This is a genomic window from Paraburkholderia hayleyella, from assembly GCF_009455685.1.
Taxonomy (GTDB): Bacteria; Pseudomonadota; Gammaproteobacteria; order Burkholderiales; family Burkholderiaceae; genus Paraburkholderia; species Paraburkholderia hayleyella.
In genome coordinates this window covers 1,558,414-1,575,258 of record NZ_QPES01000001.1, presented here as the reverse complement: position 1 = coordinate 1,575,258, position 16,845 = coordinate 1,558,414, and the positions used below count along the sequence as shown (strand labels likewise).

Genomic DNA, 16,845 nt, shown 5'->3' with positions numbered 1-16,845 from the left:
CTTGCCGTCTGGCAACAGCCCGGGCCAATCAAAACCACGATATTTTTAAGATTTGTCTTATCCCGATTTTTCGGGGAGATAGTGCAGCGAAGAATTTAGCAGGCCTGCAAACAAGTCTGAAAACAGGCCTGAAACACGTGCTGCCTGCACGCCTTTCGCTACCTTCAGATCATCCCTCGACAGAGCAACTCATCGCCGTCTGGCCGGGGAAGGTTCATGTGCCAGGTATGGCAAGAATCAAACGCGTAAAGACCCTTCATCCATAATCCGGAAGGCCGCGCGCCAACGGAAGGCTCAGAACGCGTAATCGACCTGTACCCGCGACGAGGTTGAGCCCGTCGAGGTCAGCGATACCGCGCCTTGCACTCGCCATTTGTTGTTGAGCGTCCGGTATGCAAGGCCAACGCCGACCGCATTGCCGCCCCGGTAATTCGCAATGCCGCCGCCCACCGATGTTTTGCCAGGGCCCGACGGTGACAGGTTCGGCATTGCCATCGCGGCGGCCACCCCGGCATAGGCGTGGCGCGCCATCTGGTTCATGTCGCCGCGCAGGCCATCCAACCCCTGCTGCAACTGACCCACATTGACCACATCCGTCTCTCGGACGCCCGGCGCGATGTTGCCCAGGCGCCGCTCATGGCCCTCCGAGCCCAGCGACACGACATTCGCCTCATCGGCTATCGAGCCCTGGCCCAGCGCGACCGAATTCGCTCCGCTGGCCTGTGCGCCCGCCCCCAGCGCCAAGGCCTGATCGCCTGAAGCCAGGGCACTGCTATCGGGTGGGCTCAGCACGATGCCGTTGTTGCCCGTGCCGGCTCTCACCAGGTCCGTATCCGTACCCGTATCTGTACCCGTGCCACCGGATGCTGGCCGGTTCTGGGTATCGTCAACCGGGCCGTCAAACGTGCCGATCTTGCCGCTGAGCGCGTTGTATTGCGCCTCGTACGACTGCTGCAGCGCGTAAAACTGACTGCCATTGACCGCTTCCCGGCTGCCCTCGGCCACCCGGCCGTTCGCCACGTTGTCCAGTTTCGTGCCACCTGCGCCGCCCAGCGTGGCTTGCCCGTGACTCAAGTCGTCGTAGACCACCGCGCCCATCGTCTTGCCCGACGGATCGACCCACCCCACCGCCTTGAGCTGCGCAATCGTGGCTACGTCCCGATTGTTCACGCCATTGGCCACGCCGGTCAGCACCCGTGGGCCGCCACTGCCGCCGATGTCCACCATGCTGCCGCCCAGGTTTTGGGCCACCATGATGTCGCCCGTCTGGCGGTCCTGGATCACGAGGCCCAGCCCGCGGCTCTTGATGTCGTTCGCAATCTGCGTCACCGTCGTGTTCAGCGCCGTGATGTCGCCGCTGTTCTTCGTCACGTTGGTGTTCGTCGCGTACAGTTGCGCGCCATTCACCGCGTCGTGGCTGGCCGCCGACAGCTCGCCTGCTTGCACCCCGGTCAGCACCCGCATGCCCGCCGTGCCCGTGAAATCCACCTTGTTGCCGCCGCTCGCTTTGGCGACCGTCAGGTCGAGACTCGTCGCGTCCTGCTGCACCAGGCCCGTCGTGCCCGTGTTGAGGTTGTTCAGCGTCGTCGACAGGCTCGTGATGTCGCCGGTGTTTTTTGTCGTCGCCGTGTCCAGTTTGCCCAGCGCGCTGCCTACCGTGGTGTAGGTGTTGCCCTGGATCGTGTACGACGGGCCCGTGACCGCGCCCGTCTTGGCATCCAGCGCCGCGCCACCGCCCAGCGCTTCAACCACCGGCTTCAGTTGCGATACGTTCACCGCGTCGTTGCCGGTAAGGCCCGCCTTGATGTTGCCCAGTGCTACCGTGTTAGTCACGCCCGCGCCGCCCAGTGTCGCCCTGTCTTTCGACGTGCTGTCGTAGGCCATGAAGGCGTTCGTGACATTGCCTGCCGCATCGATGCTCAGCCCTATGCTCTGGAGCTGCTTCAGGTTCACGCCGTCCGTATCCGCCGTGCCTGCGGCCACACCCTTCAACTGGCGCTCGCCTGCCGTGCCCGCGATATTCACCGACGTGCCTGCCGTGCCGCTGGCCACCGTGATCGCCTTGGTCGTCGCGTCCTGCTGCACCAGGCCTGCTGTGCCGCTGGTGAGGTTGCTCAGCGTGCTGTTGATCGTGGTGATGTCACCGGTGTTTTTGGTCGTCGCCGTGTCCAGCTTGCCCAAAGCACCGCCTACCGTGGTGTACGTGCCGCCCTGGATCGCATACGACGGGCCGCTCACCGCACCCGTCTTGGCATCCATCGTCGCACCGCCGCCCAGCGCTTCAACCATGGGCTTGAGTTGCGATACGTTCACTGCGTCATTGCTGGTGAGGCCTGCCTTGACGTTGCCCAGTGTCACTGTGCCGGTGGTACCTGCGCCGCCCAGCGTCACCCGGTCTTTCGACGTGCTGTCGTACTTCACCGCCAGGCCTTCCAGCGTATTCAGACCCGACTGCGCGGTATCCGCTGCGGTCTGCGCTTTCGTCACTGCCGTGGTCAGCGCCGTGTTCACTCCATCGAGCTGGCCACGGTTCACCGCGTCTTTCGCCTGCGTGCCGTCGGCTACATTCGTGATCTGACGCGTGATCTCTGTCTGCGTCACCTTGCCCGTGACGCCGTCCTTGATTTCCGCTCGCCCCACCGAGAGGCTGTTGTCCCGGTCAGCCACCGAGTTCGCACCTACTGCGATGCTGTTCTTGCCGCTCGCCTTCGCGTCATCGGTGCCGTCGTTCAGACCTGCCGTCCTGAAATAGCGGCTGCCGCCGTTGTTGACCGTATTGACCGTTGTGTTCAGTGTCGTGATGTCGCTTGCGTTTTTCGCCGCCACCGCGCTCACTACATCGAGCTGGCCGCGATTCACCGCGTCTGTCGCCGCTACGCCATCCTTGACGTTGCCCAGCGTCACCGTGCCGGTGGTACCTGTGCCACCCAGCGTCACCCGGTCTTTCGACGTGCTGTCGTAGGCCACGAAAGCGTTCGTGACATTGCCTGCCGTATCGGTGGTCACACCCATGCCCTTGAGCTGTTTCAGGTTCACGCCGTCCGTATCCGCCGTGCCTGCGGCCACACCCTTCAACTGGCGCTCGCCTGCCGTGCCCGCAATATTCACCGATGTGCCTGCCGTGCCGCTGGCCACCGTGATCGCCTTGGTCGTCGCGTCCTGCTGCACCAGGCCTGCTGTGCCGCTGGTGAGGTTGTTCAGTGTGCTGTTGACCGTGGTGATGTCACCGGTGTTTTTCGTCGTCGCCGTGTCGAGTTTGCCGAGTGCGCTGCCCACCGTGGTGAAGGTGCTGCCCTGGATCGCATACGACGGGCCGCTCACCGCGCCCGTCTTCGCATCCATCGTCGCACCGCCGCCCAGCGCCTCAACCACCGGCTTCAGTTGCGATACGTTCACTGCGTCATTGCTGGCGAGGCCCGCTTTGACGTTGCCCAGCGTCACCGTACCGGTGGTACCTGCGCCGCCCAGCGTTACCTGGTCCTTCGACGTGCTGTCGTATTTCACCGCCAGACCTTCCAGCGTATTCAGACCCGACTGCGCGGTATCTGCTGCGGCCTGCGCTTTCGTCACCGCCGTGGTCAGCGTCGTGCTCACCCCGTCGAGCTGGCCACGGTTCACCGCGTCTTTCGCCTGCGTGCCGTCGGCCACATTCGTGATCTGACGCGTGATCTCCGTCTGCGTCACCTTGCCCGTGACGCCGTCCTTGATTTCCGCTCGCCCCACCGAGAGGCTGTTGTCACGCTCGGCCACCGAGTTCGCGCCCAACGCCACCGCATTCTTGCCGCTCGCCAGCGTGCCCATGCCCAGCGCTACCGCATCGGCTCCACTAGCGCTTGCCAGCGCCCCTGTCGAATTGAACGCCGCGTATTTCGAAACCCCACCCGTAATCGAGTTCACCGTTGAATTCAGTGTCGTGATGTCGCCGGTGTTTTTGGTTGTCGCCGTATCCAGCTTGCCCAGCGCGCCGCCTACCGTGGTGAAGGTGCTGCCCTGGATGGCGTATGACGGACCGCTCACTGCGCCGGTCTTCGCATCCATCGTCGCACCGCCGCCCAGCGCTTCAACCACCGGCTTCAGTTGCGATACGTTCACTGCGTCATTGCTGGCGAGGCCCGCCTTGACGTTGCCCAGTGTCACCGTGCCGCTCGTGCCGGCTCCACCCAGCGTCACCCTGTCTTTCGACGTGCTGTCGTATTTCACGGCCAGGCCATCGAGCGTGTTCAGTCCGGCCTGGGCCTTGTCGGCAGCCGTTTGGGCTGTCGCCGCCGCCGTATTCACCGTATCGAGCTGACCCTTGTTCACCGCATCTTTCGCCTGCGTGCCATCGGCCACATTCGTGATCTGACGTGTGATCTCCGTCTGCGTCACATTGCCCGTGGCGCCGTCCTTCACTTCCGCTCGCCCCACCGAAACGCTGTCGTCACGCTCCGCCACCGAGTTCGCGCCCAGCGCCACTGCATTCTTGCCGCTCGCCAGCGTGCCCATGCCCAGCGCTACCGCATCGGCGCCGCTGGCGCTTGCCATCGTTCCCGTCGAGTTGAACGCCGCGTATTTCGAAACCCCACCCGTAATCGAGTTCACGGTTGAATTCAGTGTCGTGATATCGCCGCTGTTTTTGGTTGTCGCCGTGTCCAGCTTGTCCAGCGCGCTGCCCACCGTGGTGTACGTACTCCCCTGGATCGCATACGACGGGCCGCTCACCGCGCCCGTCTTCGCATCCAGCGTCGCACCGCCACCCAGCGCATCAACCACCGGCTTCAGTTGCGACACGTTCACTGCATCGTTGCTGGCGAGGCCCGCCTTGACATTGCCCAGCGTCACCGTGCCGCTCGTGCCTGTGCCGCCCAGCGTCACCTGGTCCTTCGACGTGCTGTCGTACTTCACCGCCAAACTATCCAGCGTGTTCAGACCCGATTGCGCGGTATCCGCCGCCGCCTGCGCTTTCGTCACCGCCGTGGTCTGCGCCACGGTCACTGCATCGAGCTGGCTCCAGTTCACCGCGTCTTTCGCCTGCGTGCCATCGGCTACATTCGTGATCTGACGCGTGATCTCCGTCTGCGTCACATTGCCCGTGACGCCATCCTTGATTTCCGCTCGCCCCACCGAAATGCTGTTGTCGCGCTCCGCCACCGAGTTCGCACCCAGCGCCACCGCATTCTTGCCGCTCGCCAGCGTGCCCATGCCCAGCGCTACCGCATCGGCTCCACTGGCGCTTGCCAGCGTGTCCGTCGAGTTGAACGCCGCGTATTTCGACACCCCGCCCTTGATCGAGTCCACGGCTGAATTCAGTGTCGTGATGTCGCCTGTGTTTTTGGTCGTCGCTGTGTCCAGCTTGCCCAGCGCGCTGCCTACCGTGGTGTACGTACTCCCCTGGATCGCATACGACGGACCGCTCACCGCGCCCGTCTTCGCATCCAGCGTGGCACCGCCGCCCAGCGCTTCAACCACCGGCTTCAGTTGCGATACGTTCACCGCATCGTTGCTGGCGAGGCCTGCCTTGACGTTACCCAGCGTCACCGTACCGGTAGTACCTGTGCCGCCCAGCGTTACCTGGTCCTTCGACGTGCTGTCGTACTTCACCGCAAGCCCATCCAGCGTGTTCAGGCCCGACTGCACGGTATCCGCTGCCGCCTGCGCTTTCGTCACCGCCGTGGTCTGCGCCGTGTTCACCCCATCGAGCTGGCCACGGTTCACCGCATCTGTCGCCGCTACACCATCCTTGACGTTGCCCAGCGTCACCGTGCCCGTGGTACCTGCGCCACCCAGCGTCAGCCTGTCCTTCGAGGTGCTGTCGTATTTCGCGGCAAGCCCGTCCAGCGTGTTCAGACCCGACTGCGCGGTATCCGCCGCCGCCTGCGCTTTCGTCACCGCCGTAGTCAGCGCCGTGTTCACCCCATCGAGCTGGCCACGGTTCACCGCGTCTTTCGCCTGTGTGCCGTCGGCCACATTCGTGATCTGACGTGTGATCTCTGTCTGCGTCACCGTGCCCGTAACGCCGTCTTTCACTTCCGCTCGCCCCACCGAGATGCTGTCGTCACGCTCCGCCACCGAGTTCGCACCCAGCGCCACCGCATTCTTGCCGCTCGCCAGCGTGCCCATGCCCAGCGCTACCGCATCGGCTCCACTGGCGCTTGCCATCGTCCCCGCCGAGTTGAACACCGCGTATTTCGACACCCCGCCCTTGATCGAGTCCACAGCTGAATTCAGTGTCGTGATGTCGCCGGTGTTTTTGGTCGTCGCCGTGTCCAGCTTGCCCAATGCGCCACCTACCGTCGTGTACGTACCCTCCTGGATCGCATACGACGGGCCGCTCACTGCGCCCGTCTTCGCATCCAGCGTCGCGCCACCGCCCAATGCCTCGACCACCGGCTTCAGTTGCGATACGTTCACTGCGTCATTGCTGGTGAGGCCCGCCTTGACGTTGCCCAGCGTCACCGTGCCGGTGGTACCTGCGCCGCCCAGCGTCACCCTGTCTTTCGACGTGCTGTCGTATTTCACCGCCAGACCGTCCAGCGTGTTCAGACCCGACTGCGCGGTATCCGCTGCCGTTTGCGCTTTCGCTGCCGCCGTACTCACCCCATCGAGCTGGCCACGGTTCACCGCGTCTGTCGCCGCGACGCCATCCCTGACGTTGCCCAGCGTCACCGTGCCGGTGGTACCTGCACCGCCCAGCGTCATCCTGTCTTTCGACGTGCTGTCGTATTTCGCGGCAAGCCCATCCAGCGTGTTCAGACCCGACTGCGCCTTGTCCGCCGCGGCCTGCGCTTTCGTCACCGCCGTGTTCAGCGCCACGTTCACCGCGTCGAGCTGGCCACGGTTCACCGCGTCTGTCGCCGCTACGCCATCCTTGACGTTACCCAGCGTCACCGTGCCGCTCGTACCGGCTCCGCCCAGCGTCAGCTTGTCTTTCAACGTGCTGTCGTATTTCGCTGCAAGCCCGTCCAGCGTGTTCAGACCCGACTGCGTCTTGTCCGCCGCTGTCTGCGCTTTCGCCGCCGCCGTATTCACCCCATCGAGCTGGCCCCGGTTCACCGCATCCTTCGCCTGCGTGCCATCGGCCACATTCGTGATCTGACGCGTGATCCCGGATTGCGTCACCGCGCCGGTGCCATCCTTGATTTCCGCTCGCCCCACCGAAACGCTGTTGTCACGCTCCGCCACCGAGTTCGCGCCCAGCGCCACCGCATTCTTGCCGCTCGCCTTCGCGTCATCGGTGCCGTCGTTCAGACCCGCCGTCTTGAAATAGCGGCTGCCGCCGTTGTTGATCGTATTGACCGTTGTGCCGGTGTTCAGCGTCGTGATGTCGCCGGTGTTTTTCGTCGTCGCCGTATTCAGGCTGGCGAGGGCCGCGCCGACGTTGCCGAACGTGGAACCCTGCACGACGTAGGACGGCGCGGTGACCGTGCCATCCGCGGCAACCGTTGCGCCGCCGCCCAGCGCCGTGGTAACGCCCTTGAGCTGGCTGACGTTGACCGCGTCGGTATCCTGCGTACCGGCTGCCATATTGATGATCTGGCGCGCCTTCGGCGCCAGGTTGGCGTTGGGGACGCTTCCACTAGCACCCGGCGGTTTCTGCAGGATCTCGTTGCCGAGACCCACCGAAACGACATTGTCACGCCCGCCATCCGAAGACCCCGAGCCCAGCGCCACGCTGCGGCTGCCTTTAGCGATGGTGTTGACGCCGAATGCCAGCGAGTCCGCACCGCTCGCATACGCCTGGTATCCCAATGCCAGTCCACCCGATAGCGCCTGTGCATTCGAACCTATCGCAATCGACGACCAGCCCCATTGAATACTTGAGGCGCCGGTAGCAGCAGAAGTGCATGACAAGCGAGCTTTGGCACCACTACCAATTGCAATACCTTCATTGAAGGCACTCGCTGTTCCACCCACCGTAAAAATGCCTCCCGATCCCCCAGGACAAGCCTCATTAGATAACTCCAGGGTAGATGCCCCCGCCGTACCCGCTCCTGTCAGGCCCAGCACCATCGCCAGCGAAGTCACCATGGTATTGGCCGTGGGCGGCTTCAATCTTGTCTGCGCCTGCCCGGGAACGGTGACCCACGTTCCTGTCACCCCATTCCATACAGTGCGGCCAGTTTTATCCGTTTTTTTGCACGAACGGCCTTTGCTTCGCCCGCGCGCCAGTTCCGACGCAACTGTCCAGCAGTTTGCCGAGGCGTTCCAGATGATGCGATAGACCTTGTTCATGCCTTATCCCGGAAAAGAGTCTTTATTCAATGCCTTGAATATCATGCTTTATGGAATAAGAATGAATAGGACTATTCCCAATGAAAGACCTCATCAATCATTCTTTGATATTTATTTACATAACGAAAAATATATTAAACACAAGCACTTACCTTCAAATCACCGAAGATTTATCGCCCCGAAACGCTACCTTCCAGAAATTTCTGCTAAAAAATTTGAGATTGCGCAACAAAATAGCCCGACACCCTTGCCTCATGGCAACAGTCTGGGCCAATCGAAATCACAATAATTTTAAGATTTTTCTTATCTCTATTTTAAGGAGGGGATTGCAACCAAAAATTAAACAGGTCTATTCCAACGAAAATCACCGGCCATGCCGCCGCATGAAAACATCGCCCAGCTTCAAGCCCGGCATTTCATCAGACTCGCCCATCCCCCCGGCGCAACAGATCAGGTCAGCTCTGGGCATCATGGCCATGCCGTGGGTTTCATCGTGTTCGATAGCCTCACCAATCAGCGCGAGTGGTTCAGGAACGCTCCTCCAAGGCGGGCCCTCCGTCCAACCCTGGAGGACCATGCGCCAACGGAAGGCTCAGAACTCGTAATCGACTTGCGCCCGCGATGCGGTTGACCCGGTCGAGGTCAGCGCTACCGCGCCCTGCACGCGCCATTTGTCGTTTAACGTCCGGTACGCAAGGCCAATGCCGAGCGCATTGCCGCCCCGGTAATTCGCCACACCACTGCCCACCGATGTCTTGCCCGGGCCAGACGGTGACAAACCCGGCATCGCCATTGCGGCAGCCACCCCGGCATAGGCGTGACGCGCCACCTGGTTCATGTCGCCGCGCAGGCCATTCAACCCCTGCTGCATCTGGCCCACATTGACCGCATCCGTGCTACGGCTGCCTGGCGCAACGTTAGTCAGACGCCGCTCATGGCCCTCCGAGCCCATCGACACGACATTCGCCTCATCGGCGACGGAGCCCTGGCCCAGCGCGACGGAATTCGCTCCACTGGCCTGTGCGCCCGCACCCAGCGCCAAGGCATGATCGCCTGAAGCCGAGGCACCGCTATCGACCGGGCTCAGCACGATGCTGTTGGTGCCCGTGCCGGCTCTCACCAGGTTCGAGCCCGTACCACCTTTACCCGGCTTGTTCTGGATCTCGCCGACCTTGCCGCTGAGCGCGTTGTATTGCGCCTCGAACGACTGCTGCATCGCGTAGAACTGCCCACCATTGACCGCTTCCCGGCTGCCTTCGGCCACCCGGCCGTTCGCCACGTTGTCCAGTTTCGTGCCGCTTGTGCCGCCCAGCGTGGCATGCCCAAGACTCAGGTCGTCGTAGACCACCGCGCCCAAGGTCTTGCTGGACGGACCACCGCCCTGCTTCAGCGACTTGAGCTGCTCAACCGTAGCCGCATCCCGATCGTTCACACCATTGGCCACGCCGGTCAGCACTCGTGGGCCGCCACTGCCGCCGATGTTCACCATGCCGCCGCCCAGGTTGCGGGCCACCATGATGTTGCCCGTCTGGCCGTCCTGGACCACGAGGCCCAGTCCGCTGTTCCTGATGTCGTTCGAAATCTGCGTCACCGTCGTGTTCAGCGTCGTGATGTCGCCGCTGTTCTTCGTCACGCTGGTATTCGTCGCGTACAGTTGCGCGCCATTCACCGCGTCGTGGCTGGCCGCCGACAGCTCGCCTGCTTTCACCCCGGTCAGCACCCGCATGCCCGCCGTGCCCGTGAAATCGACCTTGTTGCCGCCGCTCGCTTTGGCTACCGTCAGGTCGAGACTCGCCGCGTCCTGCTGCACCAGGCCCGTCGTGCCCGTGTTGAGGTTGTTCACCGTCGTCGACAGGCTCGTGATGTCGCCAGTATTTTTCGTCGTCGCCGTGTCCAGTTTGCCCAACGCGCTGCCTACCGTGGTGTAGGTGTTGCCCTGGATCTTGTACGACGGGCCCGTGACGGCACCCGTCTTCGCGTCCAGCGCCGCACCGCCGCCCAGCGCTTCGACCACCGGCTTCAGTTGCGATACGTTCACCGCATCGTTGCTAGTGAGGCCCGCCTTGACATTGCCCAGCGTCACCGTGCCACTTGTGCCGGCTCCGCCCAGCGTCACCCGGTCTTTCGACGTGCTGTCGTAGGCCACGAAGGTGTTCGTGACATTGCCTGCCGTATCGGTGGTCACACCCATGCCCTTGAGCTGTTTCAGATTCACCGCATCCGTATCCGCCGTACCTGCGGCCACACCCTTCAACTGGCGCTCGCCTGCCGTGCCCGCGATATTCACAGTCGTGCCTGCCGTGCCGCTGGCCACCGTGATCGCCCTGGTCGTCGCATCCTGCTGCACCAGGCCTGCTGTGCCGCTGGTGATGTTGCTCAGCGTGCTGTTGATCGTGGTGATGTCGCCGGTGTTTTTCGTCGTCGCCGTGTCCAGCTTGCCCAAAGCACCGCCTACCGTCGTGTACGTGCCGCCCTGGATCGCATACGACGGGCCGCTCACCGCACCCGTCTTCGCGTCCAGCGTTGCACCGCCGCCCAGGGCTTCAACCATCGGCTTGAGTTGCGATACGTTCACTGCGTCATTGCTGGTGAGGCCTGCCTTGACGTTGCCCAGTGTCACCGTGCCGGTGGTACCTGCGCCGCCCAGCGTCACCCGGTCTTTCGACGTGCTGTCGTATTTCGCGGCAAGCCCGTCCAGCGTGTTCAGACCCGACTGCGCGGTATCCGCCGCCGCCTGCGCTTTCGTCACCGCCGTGGTCAGCGCCGTGTTCACTCCATCGAGCTGGCCACGGTTCACCGCGTCTTTCGCCTGCGTGCCGTCGGCTACATTCGTGATCTGACGCGTGATCTCTGTCTGCGTCACCTTGCCCGTGACGCCGTCCTTGATTTCCGCGCGCCCCACCGAGAGGCTGTTGTCCCGGTCAGCCACCGAGTTCGCGCCTACTGCGATGCTGTTCTTGCCGCTCGCCTTCGCGTCATCGGTGCCGTCGTTCAGACCTGCCGTCCTGAAGTAGCGGCTGCCGCCGTTGTTGACCGTATTGACCGTTGTGTTCAGTGTCGTGATGTCACTTGCGTTTTTCGCCGCCACCGCGCTCACTACGTCGAGCTGGCCACGGTTCACCGCGTCTGTCGCCGCGACGCCATCCTTGACGTTGCCCAGCGTCACCGTGCCCGTGGTACCTGCGCCGCCCAGCGTCACCCGGTCTTTCGACGTGCTGTCGTAGGCCACGAAGGCGTTCGTGACATTGCCCGAGGTGTCGGTGCTCAAACCCATGCCCTTGAGCTGCTTCAGATTCACCGCATCCGTATCCGCCGTGCCTGCGGCCACACCCTTCAACTGGCGCTCGCCTGCCGTGCCCGCGATATTCACCGTCGTACCTGCCTTGTCGCTGGCCACCGTGATCGCCTTGGTCGTCGCGTCCTGCTTCACCAGGCCTGCTGTGCCGCTAGTGAGGTTGTTCAGCGTGCCGTTGATCGTGGTGATGTCGCCGGTGTTTTTCGTCGTCGCCGTGTCGAGTTTGCCGAGTGCGCTGCCCACCGTGGTGAAGGTGCTGCCCTGGATCGCATACGACGGGCCACTCACCGCGCCCGTCTTCGCATCCAGCGTCGCGCCGCCGCCCAGGGCATCGACCATCGGCTTCAGTTGCGATACGTTCACTGCATCCGTTGTGGCAACACCTGCCTTGACGTTGCCCAGCGTCACCGTACCGGTGGTACCTGCGCCGCCCAGCGTTACCTGGTCCTTCGACGTGCTGTCGTATTTCACCGCCAGACCTTCCAGCGTATTCAGACCCGACTGCGCGGTATCTGCTGCGGCCTGCGCTTTCGTCACCGCCGTGGTCAGCGTCGTGCTCACCCCGTCGAGCTGGCCACGGTTCACCGCGTCTTTCGCCTGCGTGCCGTCGGCCACATTCGTGATCTGACGCGTGATCTCCGTCTGCGTCACCTTGCCCGTGACGCCGTCCTTGATTTCCGCTCGCCCCACCGAGAGGCTGTTGTCACGCTCGGCCACCGAGTTCGCGCCCAACGCCACCGCATTCTTGCCGCTCGCCAGCGTGCCCATGCCCAGCGCTACCGCATCGGCTCCACTAGCGCTTGCCAGCGCCCCTGTCGAATTGAACGCCGCGTATTTCGAAACCCCACCCGTAATCGAGTTCACCGTTGAATTCAGTGTCGTGATGTCGCCGGTGTTTTTGGTTGTCGCCGTATCCAGCTTGCCCAGCGCGCCGCCTACCGTGGTGAAGGTGCTGCCCTGGATGGCGTATGACGGACCGCTCACTGCGCCGGTCTTCGCATCCATCGTCGCACCGCCGCCCAGCGCTTCAACCACCGGCTTCAGTTGCGATACGTTCACTGCGTCATTGCTGGCGAGGCCCGCCTTGACGTTGCCCAGTGTCACCGTGCCGCTCGTGCCGGCTCCACCCAGCGTCACCCTGTCTTTCGACGTGCTGTCGTATTTCACGGCCAGGCCATCGAGCGTGTTCAGTCCGGCCTGGGCCTTGTCGGCAGCCGTTTGGGCTGTCGCCGCCGCCGTATTCACCGTATCGAGCTGACCCTTGTTCACCGCATCTTTCGCCTGCGTGCCATCGGCTACATTCGTGATCTGACGCGTGATCTCCGTCTGCGTCACATTGCCCGTGACGCCATCCTTCACCTCCGCTCGCCCCACCGAGATGCTGTTGTCACGCTCCGCCACCGAGTTCGCGCCCAGCGCCACTGCATTCTTGCCGCTCGCCAGCGTGCCCATGCCCAGCGCTACCGCATCGGCGCCGCTGGCGCTTGCCATCGTTCCCGTCGAGTTGAACGCCGCGTATTTCGAAACCCCACCCGTAATCGAGTTCACGGTTGAATTCAGTGTCGTGATATCGCCGCTGTTTTTGGTTGTCGCCGTGTCCAGCTTGTCCAGCGCGCTGCCCACCGTGGTGTACGTACTCCCCTGGATCGCATACGACGGGCCGCTCACCGCGCCCGTCTTCGCATCCAGCGTGGCGCCACCGCCCAGGGCATCGACCACCGGCTTCAGTTGCGACACGTTCACTGCATCGTTGCTGGCAACACCTGCCTTGACGTTGCCCAGCGTCACCGTACCGGTGCTACCTGCGCCGCCCAGCGTCACCTGGTCCTTCGACGTGCTGTCGTACTTCACCGCCAGACCTTCCAGCGTGTTCAAACCTGACTGCGCGGTATCCGCCGCTGCCTGCGCTTTCGTCACCGCCGTAGTCAGCGCCGTGTTCACCCCATCGAGCTGGCCACGGTTCACCGCGTCTTTCGCCTGCGTGCCATCGGCTACATTCGTGATCTGACGCGTGATCTCCGTCTGCGTCACCGCACCGGCGCCGTCCTTCACTTCCGCTCGCCCCACCGAAACGCTGTTATCACGCTCCGCCACCGAGTTCGCGCCCAGCGCCACCGCATTCTTGCCGCTCGCCAGCGTGCCCATGCCCAGCGCCACCGCATCGGCTCCACTTGCGCTTGCCATCGTCCCCGCCGAGTTGAACACCGCGTATTTCGACACCCCGCCCTTGATCGAATCCACTGCTGAATTCAGTGTCGTGATGTCGCCGGTGTTTTTGGTCGTCGCCGTGTCCAGCTTGCCCAACGCGCCGCCTACCGTCGTGTACGTGCCGCCCTGGATCGCATACGACGGGCCGCTCACCGCGCCCGTCTTCGCATCCAGCGTCGCGCCACCACCCAGCGCTTCGACCACCGGCTTCAGTTGCGATACGTTCACTGCATCCGTCGTAGCAACGCCTGCCTTGACATTGCCCAGTGTCACCGTGCCGCTCGTGCCTGTGCCGCCCAGCGTCACCTGGTCCTTCGACGTGCTGTCGTATTTCACCGCCAGACCTTCCAGCGTGTTCAGACCCGACTGCGCTGTATCCGCCGCAGCCTGCGCTTTCGTCACCGCCGTGGTCTGCGCCGTGTTCACCCCATCAAGCTGGCCACGGTTCACCGCATCTGTCGCGGCTACACCATCCTTGACGTTGCCCAGCGTCACCGTGCCGGTGGTACCTACGCCACCCAGTGTCAGCTTGTCCTTCGACGTGCTGTCATATTTCGCGGCAAGCCCGTCCAGCGTGTTCAGACCCGACTGCGCTGTATCTGCTGCGGTCTGCGCTTTCGTCACCGCCGTGGTCAGCACCGTGTTCACCCCATCGAGCTGGCCACGGTTCACCGCGTCTTTCGCCTGTGTGCCGTCGGCCACATTCGTGATCTGACGTGTGATCTCTGTCTGCGTCACCGTGCCCGTAACGCCGTCTTTCACTTCCGCTCGCCCCACCGAGATGCTGTCGTCACGCTCCGCCACCGAGTTCGCACCCAGCGCCACCGCATTCTTGCCGCTCGCCAGCGTGCCCATGCCCAGCGCTACCGCATCGGCTCCACTGGCGCTTGCCATCGTCCCCGCCGAGTTGAACACCGCGTATTTCGACACCCCGCCCTTGATCGAGTCCACGGCTGAATTCAGTGTCGTGATGTCGCCGGTGTTTTTGGTTGTAGCCGTGTCCAGCTTGCCCAAAGCGCTGCCTACCGTCGTGTACGTACTTCCCTGGATCGCATACGACGGGCCGCTCACCGCGCCCGTCTTGGCATCCATCGTCGCGCCGCCGCCCAGGGCATCGACCATCGGCTTCAGTTGCGATACGTTCACTGCATCGTTGCTGGTGAGGCCCGCCTTGACGTTGCCCAGCGTCACCGTGCCGGTGGTACCTGTGCCGCCCAGCGTCACCTGGTCTTTCGACGTGCTGTCGTACTTCACCGCCAGACCGTCCAGCGTGTTCAGACCCGACTGCGCGGTATCCGCTGCCGTTTGCGCTTTGGCCGCCGCCGTATTCACCGCATCGAGCTGGCCACGGTTCACCGCGTCTGTCGCCGCTACGCCATCCCTGACGTTGCCCAGCGTCACCGTGCCGGTGGTACCTGCACCGCCTAGCGTGAGCTTGTCCTTCGACGTGCTGTCGTATTTCGCGGCAAGCCCGTCCAGCGTGTTCAGGCCCGACTGCGCGGTATCCGCCGCGGCCTGCGCTTTCGTCACCGCCGTGTTCAGCGCCACGTTCACCGCGTCGAGCTGGCCACGGTTCACCGCGTCTGTCGCCGCTACGCCATCCTTGACGTTACCCAGCGTCACCGTGCCGCTGGTACCGGCTCCGCCCAGCGTCAGCTTGTCCTTCGACGTGCTGTCGTATTTCGCGGCAAGCCCATCTAGCGTGTTCAGACCCGACTGCGCGGTATCCGCTGCCGTTTGCGCTTTCGCCGCCGCCGTATTCACCGTATCAAGCTGGCCACGGTTCACCGCATCCTTCGCCTGCGTGCCATCGGCCACATTCGTGATCTGACGCGTGATCCCGGATTGCGTCACCGTGCCGGTGCCATCCTTGATTTCCGCTCGCCCCACCGAAACGCTGTTGTCTCGCTCCGCCACCGAGTTCGCGCCCAGCGCCACCGCGTTCTTGCCGCTCGCCTTCGCGTCATCGGTGCCGTCGTTCAGACCCGCCGTCTTGAAATAGCGGCTGCCGCCGTTGTTGATCGTATTGACCGTTGTGTTCAGCGTCGTGATGTCGCCGGTGTTTTTCGTCGTCGCCGTATTCAGGCTGGTGAGGGCCGCGCCGACGTTGCCGAACGTGGAACCCTGCACGACGTAGGACGGCGCGGTGACCGTGCCATCCGCGGCAACCGTTGCACCGCCGCCCAGCGCCGTGGTAACGCCCTTGAGCTGGCTAACGTTGACCGCGTCGGTATCCTGCGTACCGGCTGCCATATTGATGATCTGGCGCGCCTTCGGCGCCAGGTTGGCGGTGGGGACGCCTCCTGCAGAACCCGGCGGTTTCTGCAGGGTCTCGTTGCCGAGACCCACCGAAACGACATTGTCACGCCCGCCATCCGAAGACCCCGAGCCCAGCGCCACGCTGCTACTGCCTTTAGCGACGGAGTTGACGCCGAATGCCAGCGAGTCCATGCCGGTCGAATATGCCTGGTATCCCAATGCCAGTCCACCCGATAGCGCCTGTGCGCCGGTGCCTATCGCAATCGACGACGCGCCATTCTGAATACCCGAGGTGGAACTGCATGCCACATTAGCTTTAGCACCCACACCAATGGCAATACCTTCCTTGGATGCACTCGCTACTGCTGTAGGTGTCGTAGCGGGTCCACCTACCGTAAAAACACCCCCATACCCAGCACAGCTATCAGGCGATAACTCTACGGTAGCCGCCCCAGCCGCACCCGCTCCTGTCAGGCCCAGCACCATCGCCAGCGAAGTCACCATGGTATTGGCCGTGGGCGGCTTCAATCTTGTCCGGGCCTGCCCGGGAACGGTGACCCACGTTCCTGTCGCCCCATTCCATACAGTGCGGCCAGTTTTGTCCGTTTTTTTGCACGAACGGCTTTTGCTTCGCCCGCGCGCCAGTTCCGACGCAACTGTCCAGCAGTTTGCCGAGGCGTTCCAGATGATGCGATAGACCTTGTTCATGACTTATCCCGGAAAAGAATCATTATTCAAGGCCTCGAATATCATGCTTTATGGAATAAGAATGAATAGGACCATTCCCAATAAAAGATCTCATCAATCATTCTTTGACATTTTTTTACATAAATAAAAATACATTAAGCGCAAGCACTTAGCCTCAAATCACA

At 63.0% G+C, this 16,845-nt stretch carries 3 protein-coding genes; 1 reads left to right on the top strand and 2 read right to left on the bottom strand.

What is annotated here, in order from left to right; all coding sequences use genetic code 11:
* Positions 1-294: 294 nt before the first annotated feature.
* Positions 295-8,211, bottom strand: coding sequence for an ESPR-type extended signal peptide-containing protein (locus GH657_RS07125; protein ID WP_153100063.1), 7,917 nt, complete (start codon positions 8,209-8,211; stop codon positions 295-297).
* Between GH657_RS07125 and GH657_RS07120 the strand changes: the two genes are divergently transcribed.
* Positions 8,210-8,500 carry a hypothetical protein gene (locus GH657_RS07120; protein ID WP_153100062.1) on the top strand — a complete coding sequence of 97 codons (291 nt, stop codon included), beginning with the start codon at positions 8,210-8,212 and terminating at the stop codon, positions 8,498-8,500. The genes GH657_RS07125 and GH657_RS07120 overlap by 2 nt on opposite strands.
* Before the next feature lie 303 nt (positions 8,501-8,803).
* Here GH657_RS07120 and GH657_RS07115 read toward each other — a convergent pair whose 3' ends face one another.
* Positions 8,804-16,681 (bottom strand): ESPR-type extended signal peptide-containing protein, encoded by a 7,878-nt coding sequence (locus GH657_RS07115; RefSeq protein WP_153100061.1) that lies wholly within the window; start codon positions 16,679-16,681, stop codon positions 8,804-8,806.
* Positions 16,682-16,845: the final 164 nt, after the last annotated feature.